Consider the following 24,203-nt stretch of genomic DNA (forward strand, 5'->3'; position numbering starts at 1 on the left):
CACCATCTTCGTCCAGGTCGCTGCGCCTGCGCTGCACAGTGCCTGAAAGTTTTCTGTGAGCCTGCTAAGCGGCAAGATCGAAGGTGATGGACCGCAGCCCGGCCGAAGCCTGAGCCGCCCGGGCCAGCGCTCGCCGGTCCGCACCGGGCTCGGGGCGCAATGCGGGCGAGCCGACGAGCGTCACGGTCAGGCCGCGCAGACCGGCCACCCGGCGGACCGAGGACCAGAGGGTGTCGTCGCCGACGAAGGACGCCTGCGGGGAGCCGTACCGGATCGCGATCGGCACGACCGGGGCGCCCGCGTCCACCGCCGCCTGGAAGACCGCCGGCCGGAAGCGCCCGCGTTCGGCGCCGCAGAACGTCGTACCCTCCGGGAAGACCGCGACCGACCGGCCGGCCCGCAGCGCCGCGGTGACCTCGGCCACCGTCGCCGGCAGCCGCTTCGGCCGGGTCCGGTCGACGAAGATCGACCCGGTCCGGGCGGCCAGTGCGCCCACCGCGGGCCAGGCCCGCACGTCGTGCTTGGCGACCAGCCGGACCGGCGTCACCGCCAGCAGCGCGACGACGTCCAGCCAGGAGACGTGGTTGGCCACCAGCAGGCTGCCGGGCCGCGGCGCCGGGCCGCGCCACACCAGCTTGACCCCGAGGGCCGCGAGGATGCCACGGGAGATCATCCGCGCGGCGGCGTGCCGCAGCAGCGGCACCAGGACCAGAGCACTGAGCAGTACGCCGAGAAGCGCCATCAACCGCACCACCACGGTCCCGGCTCGCACAGCCTCCGCACCGGCCGGACGGCATTGCGCCCCGCACGCCGACGCCGGCTGCCACACCGCTGAAGTCATCGAGTAGCTCCCAGGAAGTGGCGCCGGTAGCGGGGGTCCATCCGGTCCATCGAGAACAGCACGTAGAAGTCGGCGCAGTGGAAATCCGGGTCGTAGGCCGGCTCGCCGCACACCCAGCTGCCCAGCCGCAGATAGCCCTTGAGCAGCGGCGGAGCCTGCGTCCTGGGGTCACCGACCTGATCGGTGCGGGCCAGCCACGGGTTGCGCGGCCGCACCCGCAGGGCCGGCGGCGAGAGGTGCTTGGCCGAGACCCGGGCCCACACGCCGGCCGCCGTCGCGCCGCCGTCCTCGAGGCCGACCGAGGCGCAGCCGCCCAGCCAGCGCAGGTTGTTCAGGTGCAGGTAGCGGGCGAGGCCCGCCCACATCAGGTTGACCACGGCGCCGGAGCGGTGGTCCGGGTGCACGCAGGAGCGGCCGGTCTCGACGAGCTGGTCACGCAGCGGGCTCAGCCCGCTGAGGTCGAACTCGCCGTCGCCGTAGCGGCGGCCGGCGCGCTGGGCGGCCTTCGGGGTCATCATCCGGTACGTGCCGACGACCAGGCCGGTCGCGTCGTCCCGGACGATCAGGTGGTCGCAGAAGTCGTCGAACTCGTCGACGTCGCGGCCGTCGGGGGTGGCGCCGCGCAGCGTGGCACCGAGCTCGGCGGCGAAGACGTCGTGGCGCAGGCGCTGCGCGGCCGCGACCTGACTGGCGTCGTCGGCGATGAGGAGTGAGTAGCCGCTGGTCCCCGTGGGTGCGGCAGCGGTCATGAGTACCGTCATGGAATCTGTGTAGGGCTCGCGTCTGCCGATGGCGTGTCGCTCCAGGTGGCCCCGGATGACACTCACATGAACGACTCTGTCCGAGGTCGCCGATGGGGCCGCCGGGATTGCCGCGAACCGGTAGGTTGAGCGCTCAGTCGATCAGTGAGGAGCAAACGTGACGGCCGGGTCCGAGGAGATCGTCGTCTCCCACCTCACCAAGCACTACAAGACGCTGCGAGCCGTGGACGACCTGTCGTTCACCGTGCACTCCGGGCGGGTCACCGGGTTCCTGGGTCCCAACGGCGCGGGCAAGACCACCACCCTGCGCATGCTGCTGGGCCTGGTCACGCCGAGCGCCGGCACGGCGACCTTCGGCGGTGTGCGCTACAACGACCTCGATCAGCCGATCCGGCACGTCGGCGCCGTGCTCGAGGCCTCCAGCGCGCACAAGGGCCGCACCGGGCTCAACCACCTGCGGATGATCTGCACCGCGGCCGGGCTGCCCTGGCAGGCCGCCGACGAGGCGCTGGCCAAGGTCGGGCTGACCCCGGCGGCCAAGCGCAAGTTCAAGGGCTACTCGCTGGGCATGAAGCAGCGCCTCGGCATCGCCGCCGCGCTGCTGGGCAACCCGCGGGTGCTGATCCTCGACGAGCCGGCCAACGGGCTCGACCCCGAGGGCATCCGCTGGATGCGCGACCTGCTCAAGGCACTCGCCGCCGAGGGCCGTACGGTGCTGGTCTCCAGCCACCTGCTCGGCGAGATGCAGCAGCTGGCCGACGACGTGGTGATCATCGCCGCCGGCAAGCTGATCCGGCAGGGCCCGGTCGGCGAGGTGCTCGGCTCGATGGCCGGGATGACCCAGGTGCGCGTGCGCACCCCGCAGGTGGAGGCGCTGACCGCCGCGCTCTCCGAGCGCAACGCCACCGTGACCCCGCTGCCCGACGGCGCCCTGCTGGTCTCCGGGCTGGACGCGGCCGCCGTGGGGCACACCGCCTTCACCAGCTCGGTGGAGTTGCACGAGCTGGCCGGCGAGCGCGCCGATCTGGAACAGGTCTTCCTGCAGCTGACGGCCGGAAAGGCGGGCATCCGATGAACCTGGTGAAAGCCGAACTCTTCAAGATCCGGTCCACCTCGACCTGGTGGATCCTCGGCCTGGTCACCTTCGTGCTGTGGGCGCTGACCCTGCTGATCAACTGGGCCGGCAGCACCGTCAACGCGAGCGCGGAGTCCACCGAGGGCCTGAGCGCGGACCAGGCGGAGCAGGTCCGGGTGGCCAACGAGGCCGTCAACGTGGCGTCGAACCTCTACACCAGCGGCCAGTTCTTCGGCGTGCTGATGGTGATGCTGCTGGCCGCGATCGTGGTGACCAACGAGTTCTTCCACCAGACGGCCACCACCACCTTCCTGGTGACCCCGCGGCGCGAGTCCGTGGTGCTCGCCAAGCTGATCGCCTCGACCCTGCTCGGGCTGGCCTTCTGGCTCATCACCACCCTGCTCAACCTGGTGTTCGTGCCGTTCATCCTGGACGCGCTCAACATCGGCTCCCAGCTCGGTGAGCCGGCCATCTGGCGGGCGGTCGGGCTCAACGCGCTGGCGTACGCCCTGTGGGCGATCCTCGGCGTGGGCGCCGGGGTGCTGATCCGCAGCCAGATCGGCGCCACCATCGCGCTGAGCACGACGTACGTGATCGGCTACTTCGGCGCCACCACGATCTTCTTCCTGCTCACCCCGCGCATCGGCGAGTGGTTCGGCAAGCTCCAGGTGCTGGTCCCGCCGCTGGCCTCGCAGCTGATGGTCTCCGGCACCGAGCTGCCCGGCAACCCGCCCCGCTGGGTCGGCGCCGTCGTGCTGATCGGCTACGCGGTGCTCGCCGGCGGACTCGGCACCTGGCTCATGAAGCGGCGGGACATCGCCTGAGTGTCCTTCTCGCCCTCAGGAAGTTGGTCACAGACCGGACGTCCGGATGGTCACGGAAATCTCACGGCGTAGCCTTGACGGCGATTTCCTTTCCGTCCCGTGTGACGAACGTCGCGTGCTGACAACTTGGTGAAAGAGGCGAACACGGAAGTGTCGACCCAGCAGACTTCGCATGAAAATCCACTCGCGGACTTCGGTCCCAACGAGTGGATCGTCGACGAGATGTACCAGCGCTATCTGGCCGACCCGTCCAGCGTCGACCCCGCCTGGCACGACTTCTTCGCCGACTACAAGCCGGCGATGGCCTCGGGCTCGATCGCGACGCCCGACGAGGCCACCGCCGCCAACGCGAAGGCCACCGCCGCCAAGGCCGGCACCGACGCTCCCGCCGCGTCGACCATCGCGCCCGAGAAGCCCACCGTGCCCGCCAAGCCGGCCCCGGCCAAGCCGGCACCGGCAGCCGAGCCGGCCCCCGCGAAGCCCGCGGTGGCCAAGCCCGCCCCCGCCAAGCAGGCACCGGCGCCGGCCCCCGCGGCCGGCGCCAAGGTCACCACGCTGCGCGGGGTCGCCGCCCGGATCGTGCAGAACATGGACGCCTCGCTGGAGGTGCCCACCGCGACCTCGGTGCGCGCCGTCCCGGCCAAGCTCCTGGTCGACAACCGCATCGTGATCAACAACCACCTGGCCCGGGGCCGCGGCGGCAAGGTCAGCTTCACCCACCTCATCGGCTGGGCGCTGGTCCGCTCGGTCATGGCGCACCCGGAGATGAACAACTCCTTCGCCGAGGTGGACGGCAAGCCGGCCATGGTCCAGCCCGAGCACATCAACCTGGGCATCGCCATCGACCTCGCCAAGAAGGACGGCACCCGCACGCTGGTCGTGCCGTCCATCAAGAACTGCGAGACGATGGACTTCCGCAAGTTCTGGCAGGCGTACGAGGACGTGGTCCGCCGGGCCCGCCGCAACGAGCTGACCATGGACGACTACGCCGGCACCACGATCTCGCTGACCAACCCCGGCGGCATCGGCACCGTGCACTCCATCCCCCGCCTGATGGCCGGGCAGAGCGCCATCATCGGCGTCGGCGCGATGGAGTATCCGGCGCCGTACTCCGGCATGTCCGACGAGACGCTCACCGAGCACGGAGTCAGCAAGGTCACCACGCTGACCAGCACCTACGACCACCGGGTCATCCAGGGTGCGCAGTCCGGCGAGTTCCTCAAGGCGATCCACGAGTTCCTGCTCGGCGAGCACGCCTTCTACGACGACATCTTCACCTCGCTGCGGATCCCGTACGAGCCCGTGCGCTGGGTGCGCGACGTGGCCCGGACCTCCGAGGGGCAGATCGACAAGGCCGCGCGGGTGGTCGAGCTGATCCACGCGTACCGGGTCCGCGGTCACCTGATGGCCGACACCGACCCGCTTGAGTTCGAGATCCGCCGGCACCCCGACCTGGACGTTCTCCAGCACGGGCTGACCCTGTGGGACCTGGACCGGACGTTCCCGGTCGGTGGCTTCGCCGGCAAGCAGAAGATGAAGCTGCGCGACGTGCTCGGCGTGCTGCGTGACACCTACTGCCGCCGGGTCGGCATCGAATACATGCACATCCAGGGCCCGGAGGAGCGGCGCTGGATCCAGGACCGGATCGAGATCAAGTACACCAAGCCGTCGCCGGAGGAGCAGAAGCACGTCCTCAACCGGCTGAACGCGGCCGAGGCGTTCGAGACGTTCCTGCAGACCAAGTACGTCGGGCAGAAGCGCTTCTCGCTCGAGGGCGGCGAGTCGCTGATCCCGCTGCTGGACGAGGTGCTGCAGGCGTCCGCCGAGGGCGGCCTGGACGAGATGGTCATCGGCATGGCGCACCGCGGCCGGCTCAACGTGCTCGCGAACATCGTCGGTAAGCCGTACGGGAAGATCTTCAACGAGTTCGAGGGTCAGATGGACCCGAAGTCGGCCCACGGCTCCGGTGACGTCAAGTACCACCTGGGCCAGGCGGGCAAGTACACGACGCCGGACGGCGAGAGCGCGACGACCGTCAGCGTGGTGGCCAACCCGTCGCACCTGGAGGCCGTGGACCCGGTGCTGGAGGGCATCGTCCGGGCCAAGCAGGACCGCCTCGACCTGGGCCTGCACGGCTACACGGTGCTGCCGCTCCTGATCCACGGCGACGCCGCGTTCGCTGGCCAGGGCGTGGTCGCCGAGACGCTCAACCTCTCCCAGCTGCGCGGGTACCGCACCGGCGGCACGGTGCACGTGGTCGTCAACAACCAGGTCGGCTTCACCACCGCCCCGGAGTACAGCCGCTCGTCGCTCTATTCGACCGACGTGGCCCGCATGATCCAGGCGCCGATCTTCCATGTGAACGGCGACGACCCCGAGGCCGTCGTCCGGGTGGCCCGGCTGGCGTTCGAGTACCGCCAGGCGTTCAACAAGGACGTCGTCATCGACCTGGTCTGCTACCGCCGCCGCGGGCACAACGAGGGCGACGACCCGTCGATGACCAACCCGCGGATGTACCAGATCATCGACACCAAGCGTTCGGTCCGCAAGCTCTATACCGAGGAGCTGATCGGCCGCGGTGACCTGACCGTGGACGACGCCCAGGAGCAGCTGCGCGACTACCAGGCGCAGCTGGAGAAGGTCTTCAAGGACACCCGGGACACCGCCGGCTCCCCGCCGCGGGCGCAGCGCTCGGCCACCGACGAGCCGGAGCCGCAGGTCGACACCGCGATCGACGCGGCCGGCGTGCAGGCGGTGGGCCAGGCCCACCTCGACCTGCCGGAGGGCTTCACCCCGCACAAGCGGGTCCAGCAGCTGCTGGACCGGCGGGCCAAGATGGCCACCGACGGCGGCATCGACTGGGGCATGGGTGAGCTGATCGCCTTCGGCTCGCTGCTCAGCCAGGGCGTCACCGTGCGCCTGGCCGGTCAGGACTCGCGCCGCGGCACGTTCACCTCCCGGCACGCCGCGATCGTCGACTCGAAGACCGGCAACGACTTCCTGCCGCTCTCCACGCTGGCGACCGGCAACGCCCGCTTCTTCGCCCACGACTCGCTGCTCAGCGAGTACGCGGCGATGGGCTTCGAGTACGGCTACTCGGTCGAGAACCCCGAGGCGCTGGTGCTCTGGGAGGCGCAGTTCGGTGACTTCGTCAACGGCGCCCAGTCGATCGTCGACGAGTTCATCTCGTCCGGCGAGGTCAAGTGGGGTCAGCAGTCGTCGCTGGTGCTGCTGCTCCCGCACGGCCAGGAAGGTCAGGGCCCGGACCACTCGTCCGGCCGCCCGGAGCGTTTCCTGCAGCTGTGCGCGCAGGACAACATGCGCGTGGCCAACCCGACGACCCCGGCGAACTACTTCCACCTGCTGCGCCGCCAGGCCCTGTCGCCCAAGCGCAAGCCGCTGATCGTCTTCTCGCCGAAGTCGCTGCTGCGCCACAAGCTGGCGGTGTCGTCGGTCGCCGACTTCACCAACGGCCGGTTCCAGCCGATCATCGCCGACGCCGGGATCAACGGCACGCCGCTGGACGCCGGCGCGGTCAAGCGGGTCCTGCTCTGCTCGGGCAAGGTCTACTACGACCTGTTCCAGGCCCGGGCCGAGCGCGGCAGCACCGACACGGCGATCATCCGGATGGAGCAGATCTACCCGCTGCCCGTCGAGGAGCTCAAGGCGGTCCTCAACCAGTACCCGAACGCGGAGGACTTCGCGTGGGTGCAGGAGGAGCCGGCCAACCAGGGCGCCTGGTCGTTCGTGGCGCTCAACCTGCTGGAGCACCTGGAAGGCGTACGCCTGCGCCGCATCTCGCGGCCCGCCGCGGCCGCCCCGGCGGTCGGCTCGGCGAAGCTGCACGACGCCGAGCAGTCGGCCCTGGTCGAGGCGGCCCTGCCCCGGCCGTGACGCACTGAGCAGTCGGGGGCGTTTCGCTACGGCGGAACGCCCCCGCTTACTATCCGGACATGTACTTCACCGATCGTGGCATCGAGGAACTCGTCGAGCGGCGCGGCGAGGAGTCCGTGACCCTGGAATGGGTCGGCGACCAGCTGAAGAACTTCGTCGACGCCCACCCGGAGTTCGAGACGGCCATCGAGCGCTTCGCCACCTGGCTCGCCCGCGCCGACGAGGACGACGACGAGTAGGGGCTCAGCGTGAACGGCGGACCGGGCGGTCGGTGTGCCGGCGTACCCACGCGGCAAGGCCGCCGCTGAGCATGAGAAACACGCCGATGATCATGCCTTTCCACGAGTTGAAGAAGATCCGGGAGTCGTCCGTGACCCCGTTGTCCGCCACGAACTCGGCGGGCTGAGCGGGGTCTATCCGGATACCCATCGTCGGCTGCGTGCTTGGGTCGCAGTCCTGCTCGCGGGGGCAGTTGATCCTCGGGTGGTACTGCCGCCCCTCGTGGATGTACCAGAGCTCGACGTTCGCCTGGCCTGCCTTGTTGGAGCCCTTGAACTCCGCGAGCGTCGCCGTCAGCGCGACACCGCTCGAGCGCAAGCGCTCTGCTTTACCAGCCGCGCTTGCTTTGACGACAATGCCCCCGACGGTCAGGAGCAGGCCACCGCCGAGCAGCACCGCCACGATCAACACGACAAATGCCTTGTCCCGCGCCGTCCACTCGCTTTCCTCGGACGGCTTCCGCTCGGCCACCATGGTCTCCTGTCGTCGTGTGAAGCAGGCTAGGTTGAGGTGTGGTCGCGGTGGGCAGGGAGGCGGGCCGGCCGATCCGGCGGGTCGAGGCGGATCCCGGCGCCGAGATCGACCGTGACGCCTGGTGGGCGCATATCCCGGCGATCAGAGCCATCCTCGACCACGGCCTCAACCTCCCGGCCGGCGTGACCTTCGTGGTCGGCGAGAACGGCTCGGGCAAGTCGACCCTCATCGAGGCGCTGGCCGCCGTGCACGGGCTGAACCCGGAGGGCGGCTCGCGGTCGGCGCGGCACAGCACCCGGGCCACCGAGTCGGCGCTGGGGTCGGCGCTTCGGGTGATCCGCACCCCGGGCCGGATGGTGAACTCGTACTTTCTGCGGGCCGAGACGATGCACGGGCTGTACACGTACCTGGAGGGGCTGGGCGGCGGGCCGGACCAGGACCTGCACGAGCGCAGCCACGGTGAGGGCTTCCTGGAGCTGCTGGACCGCAAGTTCCACGGCTACGGCTTCTATCTGATGGACGAGCCGGAGGCACCGCTGTCGTTCACGTCGACGCTGGGCCTGCTGTCCCGGCTCGACAACCTTCGCGCGGACGGCGCTCAGGTTGTCGTGGCGACTCACTCGCCGCTGCTGACCGCCCTGCCCGGGGCGACCATTCTGGAGCTGAGCGGGCAGGGCATCCGCAAGGTGACCTGGGACGAGCTGGAGATCGTCGCGCACTGGAAACGTTTCCTGGACCGGCCCGAGGGCTACCTGCACGCGCTGCTCACCGGTACGCCGCCGCCTGCAGCATGAACAGCTCGGCGTAGAGGCCGTCGCGGGCCATCAGCTCCTGGTGGCTGCCGGCTTCGGCGATCTGGCCGTCCGCCACGACCAGGATCAGGTCGGCCATCCGTACGGTGGAGAAGCGGTGCGAGACCAGGACCGTGATGCCCCCGGTGCGGCCGCCGACCTCGCGGGCCGAGCGCGCGTAGCGCTCGAAGAGGGCGTGCTCGGTCAGCGGGTCCAGCGCCGCGGTCGGCTCGTCCAGCAGCAGCAGGAGCGGCTCGTCGCGCATCATCGCCCGGCTCAGCGCCACCCGCTGCCACTGGCCGCCGGACAGCTCCTCACCATCCTCATAGGACTTGCCGAGGTGCGAGTCCAGTCCGTTCGGGAGGCGGTCGACGACCACCTGCGCGTCGGCCCTGCGCACGGCCGCGGGCACCGCTTCCGGGTCGGCGATGCGGGGCAGATCGCCCACCCCGATGCTCTCCCGGGCCGGCGCGTCGAGCTTCACGAAGTCCTGGAAGCCGGCCGCGATCCGCTCCCGCCAGCCGGCCGGGTCGATCCGGCGCAGGTCCACGCCGTCGACGGTGATCGTGCCCGCGGTCGGGCGGTAGAACCGGCACAGCAACTTGACCAGCGTGGACTTGCCGGCGCCGTTGTCACCGACGACGGCCACGGTGGCGCCGGCCGGGATGCGGACCGTGACGTCCCGTAGCACATCGGTGTCGGTGCCGGGATAGCGGAACGCGACCCCGTCGAGCGCGATGCCGTCGCGCAGAGTGGCCGGCACCGGACGATCCGGCACGATCGGATCCGCCGAGCCGGCCGACTCGCGGCGTAGCCAGCGCACCCGGGCCAGCGCGCGGGCGTTGCGTTGCAGCGACCCCGCGACGGCGACCGCACCGGCCGCCTGGGCGTTGGTCTGCACGGCCAGCGTGATGACCAGGACGACGTCACCGACGGACCGCTCCCCCGCGATCGCGGACCGGACCACGAGCACGACCGCGGCCACGTACCCGAATGCGAAGATCAGCTGGCCGGCCAGCCGCAGGCCGAGACCGGCCAGCTCGGCGCGCCGCAGCGGGATCTCCTCCCGGCGGCGGGCCGCGGCCTGGCGCTGCCGCAGCGTGCGCTGCAGCCCGAACAGCCGGATCTCCTTGGCGGCGGCCGGGCTCACGGCCAGCTCCAGCAGGTGCCAGCCGAGCCGGCGGGATTCCGCGGTGGCGAGCTCGGCCCGCTCCAGGCGGGCCTCACCGATCCGGCCGGCGAAAAGCGGCGGTACGGCGAAAAGCGGCAACAACAGCAACCACGGCTCCAGCCGCGCGAGCAGCACCCCGGTCAGCACGATCTGCACGGACAGGGTGAGCGCGGTGAGCACGGTCTGCACGCCCGCGGCCACCTCCCAGCTCTCCTTGCGCAGCAGCTCCATCCGGTCGGCGTAGTCCTGCCGTTCGTGCTGGTCCAGCCCGGCCGTGCCGTGCGCGAGGTCACCGATCTCCCGCTCGATGCGCAGGTGATGCAGGTCGGCGAGCTCGAAGAAGAAGATGTGCGCGAAGTGCTCCATGGTGAGGCTGAGCAGCGCGACCACCGCCACGGCAACCGCCGCCCAGACCGCCGCGGAGGTGTCCCGGCCCAGCGCCGCGTCCGTGGTGAGCGCGAGGAAGACGGCGATCAGGGGCGCGCTCACGTTGCCCAGCAGCATCAGGAAGGCGGAGATGAGCAGCCGGCCGCGGCTCGCCCGCCAGGAGGAGCCGAGCACGCCGGTGATGCCCAGCCACAGGTCACGCATCAGCGGGCTCCTCGATCAGCTCGTCACCGTCGGCCGCCACGTCCGGCTCTTTGTCCTCGGCGAAGCGGGCCGCCTGGAGGGTGAACAACTCCGCATAGCGGCCGCCGCTCGCGAGCAGCTCGTCGTGGGTGCCCGACTCCAGCACCCGGCCGTGCTCCAGCACCGCGATCCGGTCGGCCCGGCGGACCGTGGAGAAGCGGTGCGAGATCACCAGGCTGGTCGCGCCCCGGGTCAGATCCAGGAAGTGGGAGAAGAACGCCACCTCGGCGCGGGCGTCCAGGCTCGCCGTCGGCTCGTCCAGCACCAGCACGCGGGCGCCGCCCTGCACCGCGATCAACGCGCGTGCGATCGCGATGCGCTGCCACTGCCCGCCGGAGAGGTCGGCACCGTCCGTGTACTGCCGGGACAGCGGGGTGTCGAGGCCGATCGGCAGCCGCTGGACGAATTCGAGGGCGCCCGCGCGGCGTAACGCGTCCTCGATCGCCGCGTCGTCGTTCAGCTCGCCGGCGCCGAAGCCGACGTTGTCGCGGACCGGCAGCTCGAAGTGCACGAAGTCCTGGAAGATCGCCGCGACCCGGCGCTGCCACGCGGTGCCCTCGAAGGTGCGGATGTCCACGCCGTCGGCGGTGATCCGGCCGGACTCCGGTTCGTAGAGGCGGGCGAGCAGCTTGACCAGCGTGGTCTTGCCGGCACCGTTGAGCCCCACGATGGCCAGCGAAGCACCCGCGGGGATGACCAGGTCGAGCCGGTCGAGCACGGCCGGCGACTCGGGTGAGTAGCGGAAGGTGACCTGCTCGAAGCGGATCTCGCGGATCGGCAGGTCGGGCGGGGGAAGGTCGCCGCCGCCCGGGCCGGCGGCCGCGGCGGTCAGCTCGCCGAGGCGGCGCAACGCCTGCTGGGCGTTCAGGCCGTACTCGGTCTGCACGTCGGACTCCGCGATGAAGGCGCCGATCCGGACCGACGAGAGCGCCGCCTGCATCACGATCAGGAACGCGCCGATGCCCAGCACGCCGGCCGCCGCGTCCCGGGCCGCCAGCGCCAGCGTCCCGCCGAGCAGGACGAACGCCACGAGCGTGTAGAGCACGTACGGTCCGTAGAAGATCCGGCGGCGTTGCTGCCAGACCGGGACCGAGCTGGCCATGAAGGCGTCCGCGTAGCGGTCGCCGACCCAGTCGAGCAGGCCGAAGACCCGGATCTCCTTGGCTGCGACCGCGGTGAACAACAGGTCCCGGAAGTAGAAACGCCGCCGCCGGGTCCGCTGGTGCGACATGTAGATGCGCCCGAAGACGGACAGGCCCACGCGGTAGCCGAACCGGATGATCAAGCCGGCGGCCAGCACCGCGACCGCCGCCCACCACTGCCACACCACGCCGACGACGAGCACGGCGGCGACGGTCTGCAGATAGCGCGAGAGCAGGGCGATGAAGCCGGCGCAGGCCGCACCCGGCGTCCAGTCGGCGAACCGCAGCAGGGAGATGCCGTCGGCGGCCTGGTCCAGCACCTCGGGGTCCTCCAGCACGGCGATGCCGGACCCGGTGAAGGAGTCGGCCATCAGCTGGTCGCGGACCCGGTCGTCGATGCGCCGGCGCATCAGCTCGCCGAGGAACGCCTGCACCGGCAGCGACAGCTGGATGGCGAAGAAGAGCGCGGCGGCCATGATCAGGTGATCGCGCAGGTCGAGCCACGCCGGCGAGTCCACGCCACCGTCGACCGCGGCGGGCACCCCGGCGATGACCCAGGCGGTGGCCAGCACGAAGCCGACAGGCAGCAGACCGGCGACGATCTGCAGCAGGACCGCGCTCGTGACGACGGCCGGGCCGCCTCCGGGCAGGATCCGCAGCATGGCCCGGCGCTGAGCCCAGCGGCCGCCCATCCCCGCGGTGAACTCGCTCCACACCGACCGGTCGACCTCGGCGCCCATGTCCTGGCCGGCCATCAACTACACCCCCGCAGCGATTGATCACGGTGAACCTACCGAGATGTCCCCGCGGGCGTCGCCCCGTTTTCCCGCCGTTCGCTCTCGGCGGACCGGCGGTCCGCGGGCCGGACGGCCCTTGTCCACAGGGTCGGTCGACCCCGGGCGCGATCGCTGCCCGGCCGGTAGGTTGAAGGCGTGGCGAGCAGCGTGTACGTGGCCGGGGTGGGCCCCGCCGTCGGTAAGGGCACAGTCGCCCTGGGGCTGGTCGAGTTGCTGTCCCGGCGGGTCGCCCGGATCGGCGTCTTCCGGCCGGTCGTCCCGGGCCACGGTGAGGATCCGCTGCTGACCCTGCTCACCACCCGCTACCCGGCCGTCGCTCCGTACGCGGACTCCTTCGGGGTCACGGTGGCCGAGGCTGCCGCCCTGGTCGCCGACGGCAAGCGCGAGGAGCTGATCTCCCGGATCGTCGAGCGCTACCGCGAGGTCGAGCGGCAGTGCGCCTCCGTCGTGGTGATCGGCAGCGACTTCTCCGACGGCCAGGAGGAGGGGCACGACGAGCTGCCCCGCGAGCTGGCCTTCAACGCGCGGCTGGCCAACGAGTTCGGCAGCGTGGTCCTGCCCGTCGTGGGTGGGCAGGGCCGGCGTTCCGATCTGCAGGCCGCGGTCGGCTCGGCGTACCACTCGCTTGTGGATCTGAACGCGACCGTGCTGGCCGTGATCGCCAACCGGGTGCCCGAGGGGGTGACGCCACCCGCCGGACTGCCGGTGCCGGTCTGGGCCATCCCGGAGATCCCGATGATCGCCGCGCCCACCGTCGCGGAGGTCGCCGCCGCCCTCGACGCCACCGTGGTGACCGGCGGTGAGGCCGCCCTCGACCGGGACGTGCTCGACTACGTGGTCGGCGCGGCGCACGTGCCGGCCGTGCTCGACCACCTCACCGACGGGGCGCTGATCATCACCCCGGGCGACCGGGCCGATCTGCTCGTCGCCGCGAGCGCCGCGCACGCCGCCGGCAACGTGACGCTCGCCGGTCTGGTGCTGACCATCGGCGAGTTCCCCGATCCGCGCGCCGTGCGGGTCATCGAGCGGCTCAACACCGGGCTGGCCATGCTCGTGGTGCAGTCCGACAGCTACCACACGATCAGCGCGGCCGGCCGGATCGAGGCCAAACTCAGCCCGGCCACCCCGCGCAAGGTCGAGGCGGCCCTGGGCGCCTTCGAGAAGCACGTGGACACCGCCGAGCTGACCCGGCTGCTCGACGTGACCCGGTCCAGCCGGGTGACGCCGCTGATGTTCGAGAACGACCTGATCGAGCGGGCCCGGGCCGACCGCCGGCACCTGGTGCTGCCGGAGGGCACCGACGAACGGATCCTGCGGGCCACCGAGACGCTGCTGCGCCGCGGCGTCGCCGACCTGACCCTGCTCGGCGACCCGGCCGAGATCGCCCGCCGGGCCCGCGAGCTGGGCGTCGAGATCGGCGCCGCCCGGCTGATCGACCCGGCCAGCAGCGAGTGGCGCGACGACTTCGCCAAGCAGTACGCGGAGCTGCGCAAACACCGGGCCGTGACCCTGGACCTGGCGTACGACGTGGTCCGCGACGTCAACTACTTCGGCACGATGATGGTCGCCACCGGGCGGGCCGACGGCATGGTGTCCGGGGCCAACCACACCACCGCCGCCACCATCCGGCCCGCCTTCGAAATCATCAAGACGGTGCCCGAGGTGTCCGTCGCCTCCAGCGTCTTCTTCATGCTGCTCGCCGATCGCGTGCTGGTCTACGGCGACTGCGCGGTCAACCCGGATCCCGACGCGGCCCAGCTCGCCGACATCGCGCTGTCGTCGGCGCAGACAGCGGCGGCGTTCGGCATCGAGCCGCGGGTCGCCATGCTGTCCTACTCGACCGGCAGCTCGGGCGCGGGCGCCGACGTGGAAAAGGTGGCCGCCGCGACCAAGCTGGTCCGCGAGCGCCGCCCCGACCTGCCCGTGGAGGGACCCATCCAGTACGACGCGGCGATCGACCCGGGGGTGGCGGCGACCAAGCTGCCCGAGAGCGTGGTGGCCGGCAAGGCGACCGTCTTCGTCTTCCCCGACCTCAGCTCGGGCAACAACACCTACAAGGCCGTGCAGCGCTCGGCCAACGCGGTGGCGGTCGGCCCGGTGATGCAGGGCCTGCGCCGCCCGGTCAACGACCTGTCCCGCGGCGCGACGGTCAAGGACATCGTCAACACGGTGGCGATCACCGCGATCCAGGCCCGCTCATGAAGATCCTCGTGCTCAACTCGGGCTCGTCCTCGGTCAAGTACCGCCTCTTCGACGGCACCGAGACCCTGGCCAAGGGCCTGATCGAACGCATCGGCGAGTCCGGCGGTGAAGCCGGCAACCACGAGGCCGCCCTGCAGCAGGTGATGGCCGCGGTCGACGTCGAAGGCCTCGGCGCGGTCGGGCACCGGGTGGTGCACGGCGGCAGCGAGTTCGGCCGGGCCACGGTCATCGACGACGAGCTCTTCGCCGTCATCGAGGGGCTGGTTCCACTCGCGCCGCTGCACAACCCGGCGGCGCTCAGCGGCATCGCGGTGGCCCGCAAGCTGCTGCCCGACGTCCCGCAGGTCGCCGTCTTCGACACGGCGTTCCACCAGACGATCCCCCCGGACGGCGTGGCCTACGCGATCGACGCGTCCCTGGCGGAGCGCTGGCAGATCCGCCGCTACGGCTTCCACGGCACTTCGCACGCGTACGTGGCCCGCAAGACCGCTGAGCTGCTCGATCTGCCCGCGGACCGGGCCCGGGTGATCACCCTGCACCTGGGCAACGGCGCGAGCGCCTGCGCGGTCTCCGGCGGCCGCAGCGTGGCGACGTCGATGGGCATGTCCCCGCAGTCCGGGCTCGTGATGGGCACCCGCAGCGGCGACGTCGACCCGACGGTGATCTTCCACCTGCACCGGGTCGCCGGGCTCCCGATCGAGGAGATCGAACGCTCCCTGACCCGCTTCGCCGGCCTCCAGGGCCTCGCGGGCGAGAACGACATGCGGGCGGTGCAGGAACGCCGGGCGGCGGGCGACCCGGCGGCGACGCTGGCCTTCGACGTCTACTGCCGGCGGATCAAGGAGTACGTGGGCGCGTACCTGGCGGTCCTGGGCGGCGCGGACGCGATCACGTTCACCGCGGGCGTCGGCGAGAATTCCCCGCAGGTCCGCGCCGCCTCGCTGGCCGGGCTGACGGAGCTGGGCATCACGATCGACCCGTCCCGCAACGAGCGCGGCGAGCGCATCATCTCGCCGGAAGGGGCGCGGGTGCGGGTCTGCGTGGTCCCGACGGACGAGGAGCTGGAGATAGCCCAGCAGGTCACGGCCGAGCTGCAGAGCTGAGCCCGGCGCTGACCGGGACGACTGAGCCCGTGCGGGCCGGTGCTGCCGGCGGCGGTCGCTGCCGGCGGCGGTCGCGTTGCAGGCCGGGCGCGGCGAGTGGTCGCGTTGGCGGCCCGGCGCGGTGGGTGGTGGTCATTGGAGGCCGGGCGGGCCGGGTGCGGCGGGCGGTGACCCGCTCGCGTCCCGGCCCGCGCTCAGCCCGGGTAGGTCGGCGCGGTCCTGGTCAGCCCAGGGCCAGCCAGGCGATCACGGCGATCAGAACGATCGCGACCGCGACGGCGCCGATGATCAGCGGGGTCTTGGAGGCGGCTGGCGGCTCCTGCGGCGTGCTCTGCGTGAAGGCGCGGAACGCCTCGGTGTTGCCGCTCGGGTCGACGGTGTTGTCAGGCATGCGCACGACCATAGCGAAGCCGAGCACCCCCGCGACAGTGCCTCCCGGCCTCCTAGCAGGGCGTTCGTCCCGTCCGTCGAGATATCACCCGTTCGTGGGTGTGTCCGGGACTGCCCGCGCCGACGCCCGCCGCCGGGAGAGCCGGGCACACTTGGCGGATGGGACGCCGTACCGTCGCGCTTCTGCTCGCTGCCGTCTGCGCGACCGGCGCACTCACCTCATGCTCCGCCGGGCCGGCCCGCCAAGCGCCACCGTCCCCCGCCGCGAGCGTCGGACCCAGCCTGGAGAGCAGCCCCGCCCCCACCCTCGGCCGGGCACCGAGCCGCACGTTCCCGGTCGAGACCCGCAAGCTGAAGCTCAGCCGCGGTAAGGACCGCCCGCTGCCCACCACGGTCTGGTATCCGGCCGCCGGCGACGGCCCGTTCCCGGTCATCGTCTTCAGCCACGGCCTCACCGCCCGCCCGGGCGACTACGCCGACATCCTCGCCCGCTGGGCCCGGGCCGGTTTTGTCGTCGCCGCGCCCGCCTACCCGCACACCTCCGCCGGCGTGTCCGACTTCGACGTCATCGACCTGCTCAACCAGCCGGCCGACGCCTCGTACGTGCTCACCCGGGTCCTCGCGCTCGGCGGCAAAGCCGGCGATCCGCTGCGCGGGCGCCTCGACCCGGACCACGTCGCCGCCGCCGGACACTCCGGCGGCGGCATCACCACGCTGGGGATGCTCACCGGCGCCCGGGACGACCGGCTCACCGCCGCGGTGGTCCTGGCCGGGCGGCAGGTGCTGCCCGCGGCCTTCACCGGCCCGCCGATCCCCGTGCTCTTCGTGCACGGCCGGCAGGACCGGACCGTACGGTACGCCGACGGGCTCGCCGCCTTCGAAGCCGTGCCGTGGCCCAAAGCCCTGCTCACCCTGCCCGACGCCGGCCACGTCGTCACCAGCGGCGCGCAGTTCGACCTGGTGTCCGACGCCACCACCGACTTCTGGCGATGGAGCCTCTACGGCGATGCCGGCGCCGGACGGCGGCTCGAACAGCGTGACAACCTCGACAGCGACCTCTAGTGCAGGTGGTCGACGGCCACCTTGCCGAAGATCTCCCCCGAGTTGAGCCGGGCGAAGGCGTCGCTCACCGCGGAGAAACCGTAGGTCGAGTCGATCACCGGGCGGATGTCGCGTTCGACGCAGAGGTCCAGCAGGGCGGCCAGCTCCTCGGCCGTACCCATCGTGCTGCCGAGAATCTCCAGCTGCATCATGAAGACCCGGCGTAGGTCGACCTTGGGGAACGGGCCGCCGGTCGCGCCACAGACCACGATCCGGGCACCGGGGGCCGAGCACTTCAGCGAGTGCTCGAAGGTCGGCGCGCCCACCGACTCGATCACCACGTCCACGCGTTCGGGCAGGCGGGCGCCCGGCTCGACCGCGGTGGCGCCCATTTCGGTGATCCGCTCCCGCTTGGCGGCGTCGCGGCTGGTCGCGTACACCCGTTTGCCGAGCGCGGTCGCGAGCGCGACCGCGGCAGTGGCCACCCCGCCGCCCGCGCCCTGCACCAGGACCGATCCGGCGTCGGCGACGCGGCCGCGCGCGGTGAGCATGTGGTACGCGGTCAGCCACGCCGTGGGCAGGCAGGCCGCATCCAGGAACGAGATGCCGGCGGGCTTGGGCACCAGGTTCTCCGCCGGTACGGCGACCCGCTCGGCCAGCGTGCCCGGCCAGCGCTCGGACAACAACGAGAAGCCCCGCGGGTCCCCCGGATCTTTGATCACCGGGTAGACGACGACCTCGTTGCCGTCGGTGTCCACACCGGACGCGTCACATCCGAGGATCATCGGCAGCCGGTCGGCGGGCAGGCCGACGCCCCGCAGCGACCAGATCTCGTGATGGTTGAGCGAGCTGGCCCGCACATCGACGGTCACCCAGCCGTCCGGCGGGGACGGCTCGGGCTGGTCACCGACGGTCAGTCCGGCCAGCGGCTCGTCGGGCTTCGTCGCACTGGCATAGGCGGCTCGCATACTCCGCAGCTTAGGCCGGACCCGCCGATCCTGTCGCGGGCCTGACGCAGCCGGGCAAAGCCGGGCGCGGCCCACCGAACGCCGGGCACGACTGAGCGAACGCCTGGCAAAGCCGGGCACGGCCAAGCGAACGCCAGGCACGACTGAGCGAACGCCCGGCAAAGCCGGGCGCGGCCATGCGGATGCCGGGCATGCGAGATCCGGGCCTGCCGGGGATCAGCGCGATCAGCCTGCTGCCCCGGGCCCGCGGTCAAGGATCCGCGGAGCGGGGCGGATGAACGCCTCGCCCCGCGGACCATGAAGCTCAGACCAGTGCCACCGGCGCGGCCGGCCGCGCGACGAACCGCGCCACCCCGTCCTGCTCAGCCGCCCGGGCGACCGCCTCGGCCACCGCCGGAGCAACCCGCGGATCCAGCGCCGACGGCACGATCGCGTCCGCCCGCAGCTCGTCCGCCACCACCTCCGCGATCGCCTCGGCCGCCGCCACCTTCATCCGCTCGGTGATCCGGGTGGCCCGGGCGTCCAGCGCACCCCGGAAGATCCCGGGGAAGGCCAGCACGTTGTTGATCTGGTTGGGGAAGTCGCTGCGGCCGGTCGCGACGATCGCCGCGTACTTGTGGGCCAGCGCCGGCGGGACCTCCGGCGTGGGGTTGGCCAGGGCGAAGATGATGCCGCCCGGCGCCATGCCGGCCAGCGCGTTCTCCTCGATCTGGCCGCCGGAGACGCCGATCAGCACGTCGGCGCCGATCAGCGCCTCCTTGATGCCACCGGTACGCCCGGAGTAGTTCGTGCCCTGCGCCAGCGCCGCCTTCGTCCCGGTCAGGCCCGGGCGGTCCGCGTGGATGATGCCCTGGGAGTCGCAGACGATGACGTTCGCGCCCTGGATGCCGGCCGCGATCAGGGTGTTCGTGATGGCGACCCCGGCCGCGCCCGCGCCGCTGATCACCACCCGCAGGTCGGCGAAGCGCCGGCCGAGCAGGGCGACCGCGTTGCGCAGCGCGGCGAGCACGACGATCGCGGTGCCGTGCTGGTCGTCGTGGAAGACCGGGATGTCCAGCGCCTCGTCGAGACGGCGTTCGATCTCGAAGCAGCGCGGGGCGCTGATGTCCTCGAGGTTGATCCCGCCGAACGAGGGGCCGAGCGCCTTGACCACGGCGATGATCCCCTCGATGTCCTGGGTGTCGAGGCAGATCGGGATGGCGTCGACGCCGCCGAACTGCTTGAACAGCACGGCTTTGCCCTCCATGACCGGCATGGCGGCCTTCGGGCCGATGTTGCCCAGCCCCAGCACGGCGGAGCCGTCGGTGACGACGGCCACCGTGTTGGCCGTCCAGGTGTAGTCGGCGGCCAGCTCAGGGTCGGCCGCGATCGCCTCGCAGACCCGGGCCACGCCCGGGGTGTAGGCCCGGGACAGATCGTCGCGGCTGGACAGCGGGACGGTGCAGGTGATCGCCATCTTGCCCCGCTTGTGCAGGTCGAAGACGGGGTCGGCGGCCAGGGCAGGGTCGAGCTCAAAACTGAAAAAGGACACAGGGACTCCAAGACACGCATCGGAACGTCGGTGTGCCAGCCGGACTCGCGCGAGTCTGCGCGGTCCGACGTGCGATGCGGGGGTCACCCGGGACAAGCAACCGCAAGATTCAGGTGTGCTGCGGTTAACGCAGGTTAACTTAGCCGACCCGGACGCGGCCAGTAGCGAAACACCACTTGTCCGATGACATCCGCCACCCCGTGGGTGCGGGAGTCGTCGGTGACGAACTCGTTGTCACCCTCGACCCACCAGCCACCTTCGTGCGGGCGGATCGCCCGTTTGACGACCAGCAGTTCCGGCCGGGCCCGGAAGCGGGCCACCACGACCGACTGCGGCCGGACCCGCCGGACACGCCGCACGAGCAGGGCATCTCCGCCGTGCAGGGTGGGTGCCATGGACGGCCCTCGCACCAGTACGGCGAAGAGCGGCAATTGCCAAGTCATGGCATCAATCCCGGGGTCGAGGTTCGGTGTTCCGGTAAGGGGTAGTGTCGACTCGGATCATCGCAAACGTATGGAGGGGTCCTGATGCGACTTCCGCGTATTTTCACGCCGCGCACTGTGGTCAGCGCGCACTGCGACCTGCCCTGCGGGGTGTACGACCCGGCGCAGGCACGCATCGAGGCGGAGTCGGTGAAGGCCATCGCTGAGAAGTACCAGGCGAACACCGACCCCGAGTTCCGCACCCGCGCCATCCTCATCAAGGAGCAGCGCGCCGAACTGGTCAAGCACCACCTGTGGGTGCTCTGGACCGACTACTTCAAGGCGCCGCACTTCGAGAAGTACCCGAACCTGAACCAGCTGTTCAACGAGGCCACCAAGCTCGCCGGCGCGTCCGGCGCCAAGGGCTCGATGGATCCCGCGGTCGGCGAGCAGCTGCTGGCCAAGATCGAGGAGATCTCCAAGATCTTCTGGGAGACCAAGCAGGCGTGAGCCCCGCAACGATCCGGCCGGTACGTCATGACGACGTGCCGGCCGTTGTCGCGATGGTGCACGAGCTCGCCGAGTTCGAGCGCGCCGCGGACTCCTGCCACCTCACCGAGGAGCAGTTGCGCACGGCACTGTTCGGTGAGCACCCGGCGGTGTTCGGCCACGTCGCGGTCGACGCCGACGACGCCCCGTACGGTTTCACGCTCTGGTTCCTGAATTTCTCCACGTGGGAGGGAACGCACGGCGTCCACCTGGAGGACCTGTACGTCCGCCCGCATGCCCGGGGCACCGGCGCGGGGGCCGCGCTGCTCGCCACGCTGGCCCAGGTCTGTGTGGAACGGGGCTACAAGCGCCTCGAGTGGGTGATGCTGGACTGGAATCCGGCCGCGGAGTTCTACGCCGCGATCGGGGCCGAGGTCGTGGCCGACTGGCTGCCGTACCGGCTCTCCGGTGCCGCCCTGACCCAACTCGCTGAGCGCGCCTCCCCCGTCAGGGGCTAGAGTTCCGTCCATTGGGAGGATGGGGTCGGTGACTCAGCTGCAGACAACGCATCCGGAGCCGGCGTTCGGTGACGACGTCGTGCTGCTGACCGTGCCCGCCGACGGCGGGTACCTCGGCGTGCTCCGTACAGCCACGGCCGGCCTCGCTGCCCGCCTGCACTTCGCGCTCGACGAGATCGAGGACCTGCGCATCGCGGTCGACGAGGCCTGCGCCATGCTGCTGGCCATCGCCACCCGCGGCGCCGAGCTCGAGTGCCGCTTTGCGGTCACCGACGACGCGCTCACGGTCGAGGTGACGGTGTCGACAGTGCGCGGCGCCCGGCTGCCGTCGGAGTCCTCTTTCGCGTGGAAGGTGCTGACCGCGCTCACCACGTCGGCGTCCGCCGAGGCGACCGGCCGGCACGCCACGATCCGGCTGCTGACCCGCCGCACCGAGATCTGACCCGCGCCTGGAGAAGGTCAGCGCGCGGTCGCCACCATGATGTAGTCCAGGTGCCGCCGGCCGACCTCCATGGCGGCCGCGGCGTCGCCGGCCTTCACACACATCAGCAGTTCACGGTGGTCGGCGTCGATGCGCGCCCAGTAGTCGCCGGGCAGGTTCTCGACGATCTCCTCGCCGTAGGTGACGTGGTAGAGCGGGCGGGTGACCAGCTCGAAGAGCGGATTGCCGGTCGCCGAGGCGACCGCCGCGTGGAAGGCCGCATGCGCGGCCAGCATGGTCTCGAGCTCGTCCAGGTCGGGATCGAACATCGCGCCGCGCATCTCGATCAGGTTCGCATCCGTACGGCGTTGCGCGGCGAGTCCGGCGGCCGGCACCTCCAGGGCGCGGCGCAGCTCCAGCAGATCGGCCATGCCCACCTCGGCGGAGTTGCTCAGCAACGTGAGCCCGGTGGAGAGCGCCTCGGAGAGCTGCTCGGCGTCGGGGTGCGCGACGAAGCTGCCGCCCGTGACACCCCGGGTGGTGACGATCAGATGCTGGCTGGCCAGCAGACGTAACGCCTCGCGGACGGTGCTGCGGCTCACGCCCGAACGGACGCACAGCTCAGGCTCCGGTGGCAGCCGCTCGCCGGGCTGCAAACGACCCGACGTGATCTCGTCGCGCAGTTCGTCCGCCAGGAGCTGGTACGCCGGCGGGCGCACCGTCGGTCCGGCCACTGCCCTCACCCCCTTGTGATCCGCCCACTCAGAGTAGGCCGTCGGGCGCGGGTGGGAAGGGGGCTTCAGTCGAGTCCGAGAGCGCGCGTGGTCGGCGGCAGCACACAGAGCAGTCCGACTCCGGCGCCGAGCACCATCAGCAGTGCGCCGATCCACGCCGTACCGGTCTGGAGCAGGAAGCCGCCGGAGGCGATCACGAAGAGCTGCACGACGATTGCCGGGCCGCGGGCGTGCGTCGAGCGCCGCGCCAGCGCGCGTGCGACGAAGACCACAGCGACGGCCGCGACGGCCGCAAAACCGGTGAGTGCGACGGCGACCGCGATGCTGCCGGCCTCGGCGGTGAAGTCCAGCACCAGCAGGTACGCGGTCAGCACCACGAGCGCGACTGCCTCCGCGAGGAGCAGGCGTACCGCCCAGACCAGCGTCGCCGGGGAATCGAGTTCTCGGGGAGTCACCGCTGTACGATACCGGCCAGCTCAGAGCCTTCCTGAGAGGTACAGTGCCGCCCATGCGAGCGTTACTGGTGGTTAATCCCAAAGCCACCACGACGAATGAGCGCAGCCGCGACGTCCTGGTCCGGGCCCTGCGCAGCGAGGTCGACCTGACCGTCGAATACACCATGAAACGCGGTCACGCCGCGGGTCTGGCGCGGGCGGCAGCCGAGAGCGGCGTCGATGTGGTGGTGACGCTCGGCGGGGACGGCACGGTGAACGAGGCCGTGAACGGGCTGATGACCGCCGATCCCGGGCTCGCGGCCCGGGGCACCGCACCGGCCTTCCGGCTGCCGGCGCTCGCCGTCGTCCCGGGTGGCTCCACCAACGTCTTCGCCCGCGCGCTGGGGTTGCCGCGCGACTGGGTCGACGGCACCAGCGTGATCCTGGACGGGCTGCGCTCGGGCCGGCACCGGGTGATCGGGCTCGGCCGGGCCGACGACCGCTACTTCACTTTCACGGCCGGGCTCGGGTTGGACGCGGCCGTGGTGCGCCGGGTCGAGCAGGCGCGGCTGCGGGGCCGCACGTCCACTCCTTCGCTGTATGTCCGGTCGATGATCGGGCAGATCTTCTCGGGCGAGGACCGTAAGTCGCCGCCGCTCTCGATCGAGCGACCGGGCGAGGAGCCGGAGAACGGTCTGGGCACCGTCATCATCCAGAACACGGCCCCGTGGACCTACGTCGGCGACCGTGCCATCAACCCGAACCCCGAGGCCTCGTTCGACCGGGGACTTGACCTGCTGGCCGTTCGTAACCTATACATCGCCAGCACAACACGCACAGTGACACAGATGGTCTCCCGCAACGCGGATCCGCACGGCAAGCACGTGCTGCGCCTGCACGACCAAGCCGACTTCACCGTGATCGCCAGCCGCCCGCAGCCCTTCCAGCTCGACGGGGACTACCTGGGCGAACGCCAGAAGGTGCACTTCCTGTCCGTCCCCGAAGCGCTGCGTGTGATCTGCTGAGGATCGGGTACGTCGATCGGAACCTCATCACGATCTGTTACAGAAAGACGGGCAAAAGGTCGGCAACGCGGCGCGTACCGTACTACATTGATAGGGGCGGTCGTCCGCCGGTCCTGGAAGAACCCCCAGAACCGGACAAAGGGGTCGTGAGCTAGCTCACCCGCTGGGAGAATTTCCGAGCGCTACCCTTGACATCGCGGGAGTTCGTGAAAGCATTCACAAGCGATAAGAAGTAACCCGATGCCG

General features: G+C 71.1%; 23 protein-coding genes. 12 read left to right on the forward strand and 11 right to left on the reverse strand.

The genetic code is table 11. The annotated features are described in order from the left end of the window. Positions 1-64: 64 nt before the first annotated feature. Both ACQP2Y_RS41500 and ACQP2Y_RS41505 read right to left on the reverse strand, forming a co-directional pair. On the reverse strand, positions 65-742 hold the full coding sequence (locus ACQP2Y_RS41500; protein WP_433721810.1) for a lysophospholipid acyltransferase family protein: 678 nt from the start codon (positions 740-742) through the stop codon (positions 65-67). Positions 743-837: 95 nt separating this feature from the next. After that, on the reverse strand, positions 838-1,602 hold the full coding sequence (locus ACQP2Y_RS41505; RefSeq protein WP_433721811.1) for a GNAT family N-acetyltransferase: 765 nt from the start codon (positions 1,600-1,602) through the stop codon (positions 838-840). A gap of 157 nt (positions 1,603-1,759) precedes the next feature. On the opposite strand from ACQP2Y_RS41505, the gene ACQP2Y_RS41510 reads away from it, so the two are divergent. The 4 genes from ACQP2Y_RS41510 to ACQP2Y_RS41525 all read left to right on the forward strand — a co-directional run bounded on the left by ACQP2Y_RS41510 (position 1,760) and on the right by ACQP2Y_RS41525 (position 7,634). Next, entirely contained in the window at positions 1,760-2,677 is a 918-nt protein-coding gene (locus tag ACQP2Y_RS41510; protein WP_433721812.1) for an ABC transporter ATP-binding protein, read from the forward strand. Further along, the gene (locus ACQP2Y_RS41515; RefSeq protein ID WP_433721813.1) at positions 2,674-3,501 is read left to right on the forward strand and encodes an ABC transporter permease; all 828 of its coding nucleotides are present in this window, start codon (positions 2,674-2,676) and stop codon (positions 3,499-3,501) included. Before ACQP2Y_RS41510 ends, ACQP2Y_RS41515 begins: the two co-directional genes overlap by 4 nt. Positions 3,502-3,651: 150 nt before the next feature. Then, entirely contained in the window at positions 3,652-7,395 is a 3,744-nt protein-coding gene (locus ACQP2Y_RS41520; RefSeq protein ID WP_433721814.1) for a multifunctional oxoglutarate decarboxylase/oxoglutarate dehydrogenase thiamine pyrophosphate-binding subunit/dihydrolipoyllysine-residue succinyltransferase subunit, read from the forward strand. 59 nt (positions 7,396-7,454) lie between these two features. After that, positions 7,455-7,634: a DUF6104 family protein gene (locus tag ACQP2Y_RS41525; protein WP_433721815.1), complete on the forward strand. Its 180-nt coding sequence runs from the start codon at positions 7,455-7,457 to the stop codon at positions 7,632-7,634. Positions 7,635-7,638: 4 nt separating this feature from the next. Here ACQP2Y_RS41525 and ACQP2Y_RS41530 read toward each other — a convergent pair whose 3' ends face one another. Continuing rightward, positions 7,639-8,145 (reverse strand): hypothetical protein, encoded by a 507-nt coding sequence (locus tag ACQP2Y_RS41530; RefSeq protein ID WP_433721816.1) that lies wholly within the window; start codon positions 8,143-8,145, stop codon positions 7,639-7,641. A 50-nt stretch (positions 8,146-8,195) separates the two neighbouring features. Between ACQP2Y_RS41530 and ACQP2Y_RS41535 the strand changes: the two genes are divergently transcribed. Beyond that, positions 8,196-8,942, forward strand: a complete 747-nt coding sequence (locus ACQP2Y_RS41535; RefSeq protein ID WP_433721817.1) for an AAA family ATPase — start codon at positions 8,196-8,198, stop codon at positions 8,940-8,942. Here ACQP2Y_RS41535 and ACQP2Y_RS41540 read toward each other — a convergent pair. Both ACQP2Y_RS41540 and ACQP2Y_RS41545 read right to left on the reverse strand, forming a co-directional pair. After that, positions 8,914-10,701, reverse strand: coding sequence for an ABC transporter ATP-binding protein (locus ACQP2Y_RS41540; RefSeq protein WP_433721818.1), 1,788 nt, complete (start codon positions 10,699-10,701; stop codon positions 8,914-8,916). The two genes, ACQP2Y_RS41535 and ACQP2Y_RS41540, sit on opposite strands and share 29 nt — an antisense overlap. Next, the gene (locus ACQP2Y_RS41545; RefSeq protein WP_433721819.1) at positions 10,694-12,637 is read right to left on the reverse strand and encodes an ABC transporter ATP-binding protein; all 1,944 of its coding nucleotides are present in this window, start codon (positions 12,635-12,637) and stop codon (positions 10,694-10,696) included. The genes ACQP2Y_RS41540 and ACQP2Y_RS41545 overlap by 8 nt, the downstream gene beginning before the upstream one ends. Before the next feature lie 177 nt (positions 12,638-12,814). On the opposite strand from ACQP2Y_RS41545, the gene pta reads away from it, so the two are divergent. Then, positions 12,815-14,881, forward strand: a complete 2,067-nt coding sequence (gene pta / locus ACQP2Y_RS41550) for a phosphate acetyltransferase (protein ID WP_433721820.1) — start codon at positions 12,815-12,817, stop codon at positions 14,879-14,881. Beyond that, positions 14,878-15,984 carry an acetate/propionate family kinase gene (locus ACQP2Y_RS41555; protein WP_433721821.1) on the forward strand — a complete coding sequence of 369 codons (1,107 nt, stop codon included), beginning with the start codon at positions 14,878-14,880 and terminating at the stop codon, positions 15,982-15,984. The genes pta and ACQP2Y_RS41555 overlap by 4 nt, the downstream gene beginning before the upstream one ends. A gap of 223 nt (positions 15,985-16,207) precedes the next feature. On the opposite strand, the gene ACQP2Y_RS41560 is transcribed toward ACQP2Y_RS41555, so the two are convergent. Then, on the reverse strand, positions 16,208-16,375 hold the full coding sequence (locus tag ACQP2Y_RS41560) for a hypothetical protein (protein WP_360550479.1): 168 nt from the start codon (positions 16,373-16,375) through the stop codon (positions 16,208-16,210). Positions 16,376-16,533: 158 nt separating this feature from the next. Between ACQP2Y_RS41560 and ACQP2Y_RS41565 the strand changes: the two genes are divergently transcribed. After that, on the forward strand, positions 16,534-17,436 hold the full coding sequence (locus ACQP2Y_RS41565; RefSeq protein WP_433721822.1) for an alpha/beta hydrolase family protein: 903 nt from the start codon (positions 16,534-16,536) through the stop codon (positions 17,434-17,436). On the opposite strand, the gene ACQP2Y_RS41570 is transcribed toward ACQP2Y_RS41565, so the two are convergent. The 3 genes from ACQP2Y_RS41570 to ACQP2Y_RS41580 all read right to left on the reverse strand — a co-directional run bounded on the left by ACQP2Y_RS41570 (position 17,433) and on the right by ACQP2Y_RS41580 (position 20,357). Continuing rightward, positions 17,433-18,383: a zinc-binding dehydrogenase gene (locus ACQP2Y_RS41570; RefSeq protein WP_433721823.1), complete on the reverse strand. Its 951-nt coding sequence runs from the start codon at positions 18,381-18,383 to the stop codon at positions 17,433-17,435. The two genes, ACQP2Y_RS41565 and ACQP2Y_RS41570, sit on opposite strands and share 4 nt — an antisense overlap. A 304-nt stretch (positions 18,384-18,687) precedes the next feature. After that, entirely contained in the window at positions 18,688-19,914 is a 1,227-nt protein-coding gene (locus tag ACQP2Y_RS41575) for an NAD(P)-dependent malic enzyme (protein WP_433721824.1), read from the reverse strand. A gap of 134 nt (positions 19,915-20,048) precedes the next feature. Next, complete coding sequence (locus tag ACQP2Y_RS41580; protein WP_433721825.1) at positions 20,049-20,357, reverse strand: S26 family signal peptidase; 309 nt, start codon at positions 20,355-20,357, stop codon at positions 20,049-20,051. Between the two features lie 84 nt (positions 20,358-20,441). Here ACQP2Y_RS41580 and sodN point away from each other — a divergent pair, with 84 nt between their 5' ends. Genes sodN through ACQP2Y_RS41595 form a run of 3 tightly spaced genes read left to right on the forward strand, consistent with a single transcriptional unit; the run spans position 20,442 to position 21,785 of the window. Continuing rightward, entirely contained in the window at positions 20,442-20,846 is a 405-nt protein-coding gene (gene sodN, locus ACQP2Y_RS41585) for a superoxide dismutase, Ni (protein WP_203769414.1), read from the forward strand. Positions 20,847-20,899: 53 nt separating this feature from the next. Beyond that, positions 20,900-21,343, forward strand: coding sequence for an N-acetyltransferase family protein (locus tag ACQP2Y_RS41590; protein WP_433732285.1), 444 nt, complete (start codon positions 20,900-20,902; stop codon positions 21,341-21,343). Positions 21,344-21,371: 28 nt separating this feature from the next. Then, positions 21,372-21,785, forward strand: coding sequence for an ATP-binding protein (locus ACQP2Y_RS41595; RefSeq protein ID WP_377882631.1), 414 nt, complete (start codon positions 21,372-21,374; stop codon positions 21,783-21,785). 17 nt (positions 21,786-21,802) lie between these two features. On the opposite strand, the gene ACQP2Y_RS41600 is transcribed toward ACQP2Y_RS41595, so the two are convergent. Both ACQP2Y_RS41600 and ACQP2Y_RS41605 read right to left on the reverse strand, forming a co-directional pair. Next, a complete protein-coding gene (locus ACQP2Y_RS41600; RefSeq protein ID WP_433721826.1) occupies positions 21,803-22,498 on the reverse strand; it encodes a FadR/GntR family transcriptional regulator in 696 nt (231 codons plus the stop codon). A 65-nt stretch (positions 22,499-22,563) separates the two neighbouring features. After that, the gene (locus tag ACQP2Y_RS41605) at positions 22,564-22,953 is read right to left on the reverse strand and encodes a hypothetical protein (RefSeq protein WP_433721827.1); all 390 of its coding nucleotides are present in this window, start codon (positions 22,951-22,953) and stop codon (positions 22,564-22,566) included. 53 nt (positions 22,954-23,006) lie between these two features. Between ACQP2Y_RS41605 and ACQP2Y_RS41610 the strand changes: the two genes are divergently transcribed. After that, positions 23,007-23,957 carry a diacylglycerol/lipid kinase family protein gene (locus tag ACQP2Y_RS41610; RefSeq protein ID WP_433721828.1) on the forward strand — a complete coding sequence of 317 codons (951 nt, stop codon included), beginning with the start codon at positions 23,007-23,009 and terminating at the stop codon, positions 23,955-23,957. Positions 23,958-24,203 lie beyond the last annotated feature (246 nt).

Source organism: Actinoplanes sp. CA-051413 (assembly GCF_050955795.1).
GTDB lineage: Bacteria > Actinomycetota > Actinomycetes > Mycobacteriales > Micromonosporaceae > Actinoplanes.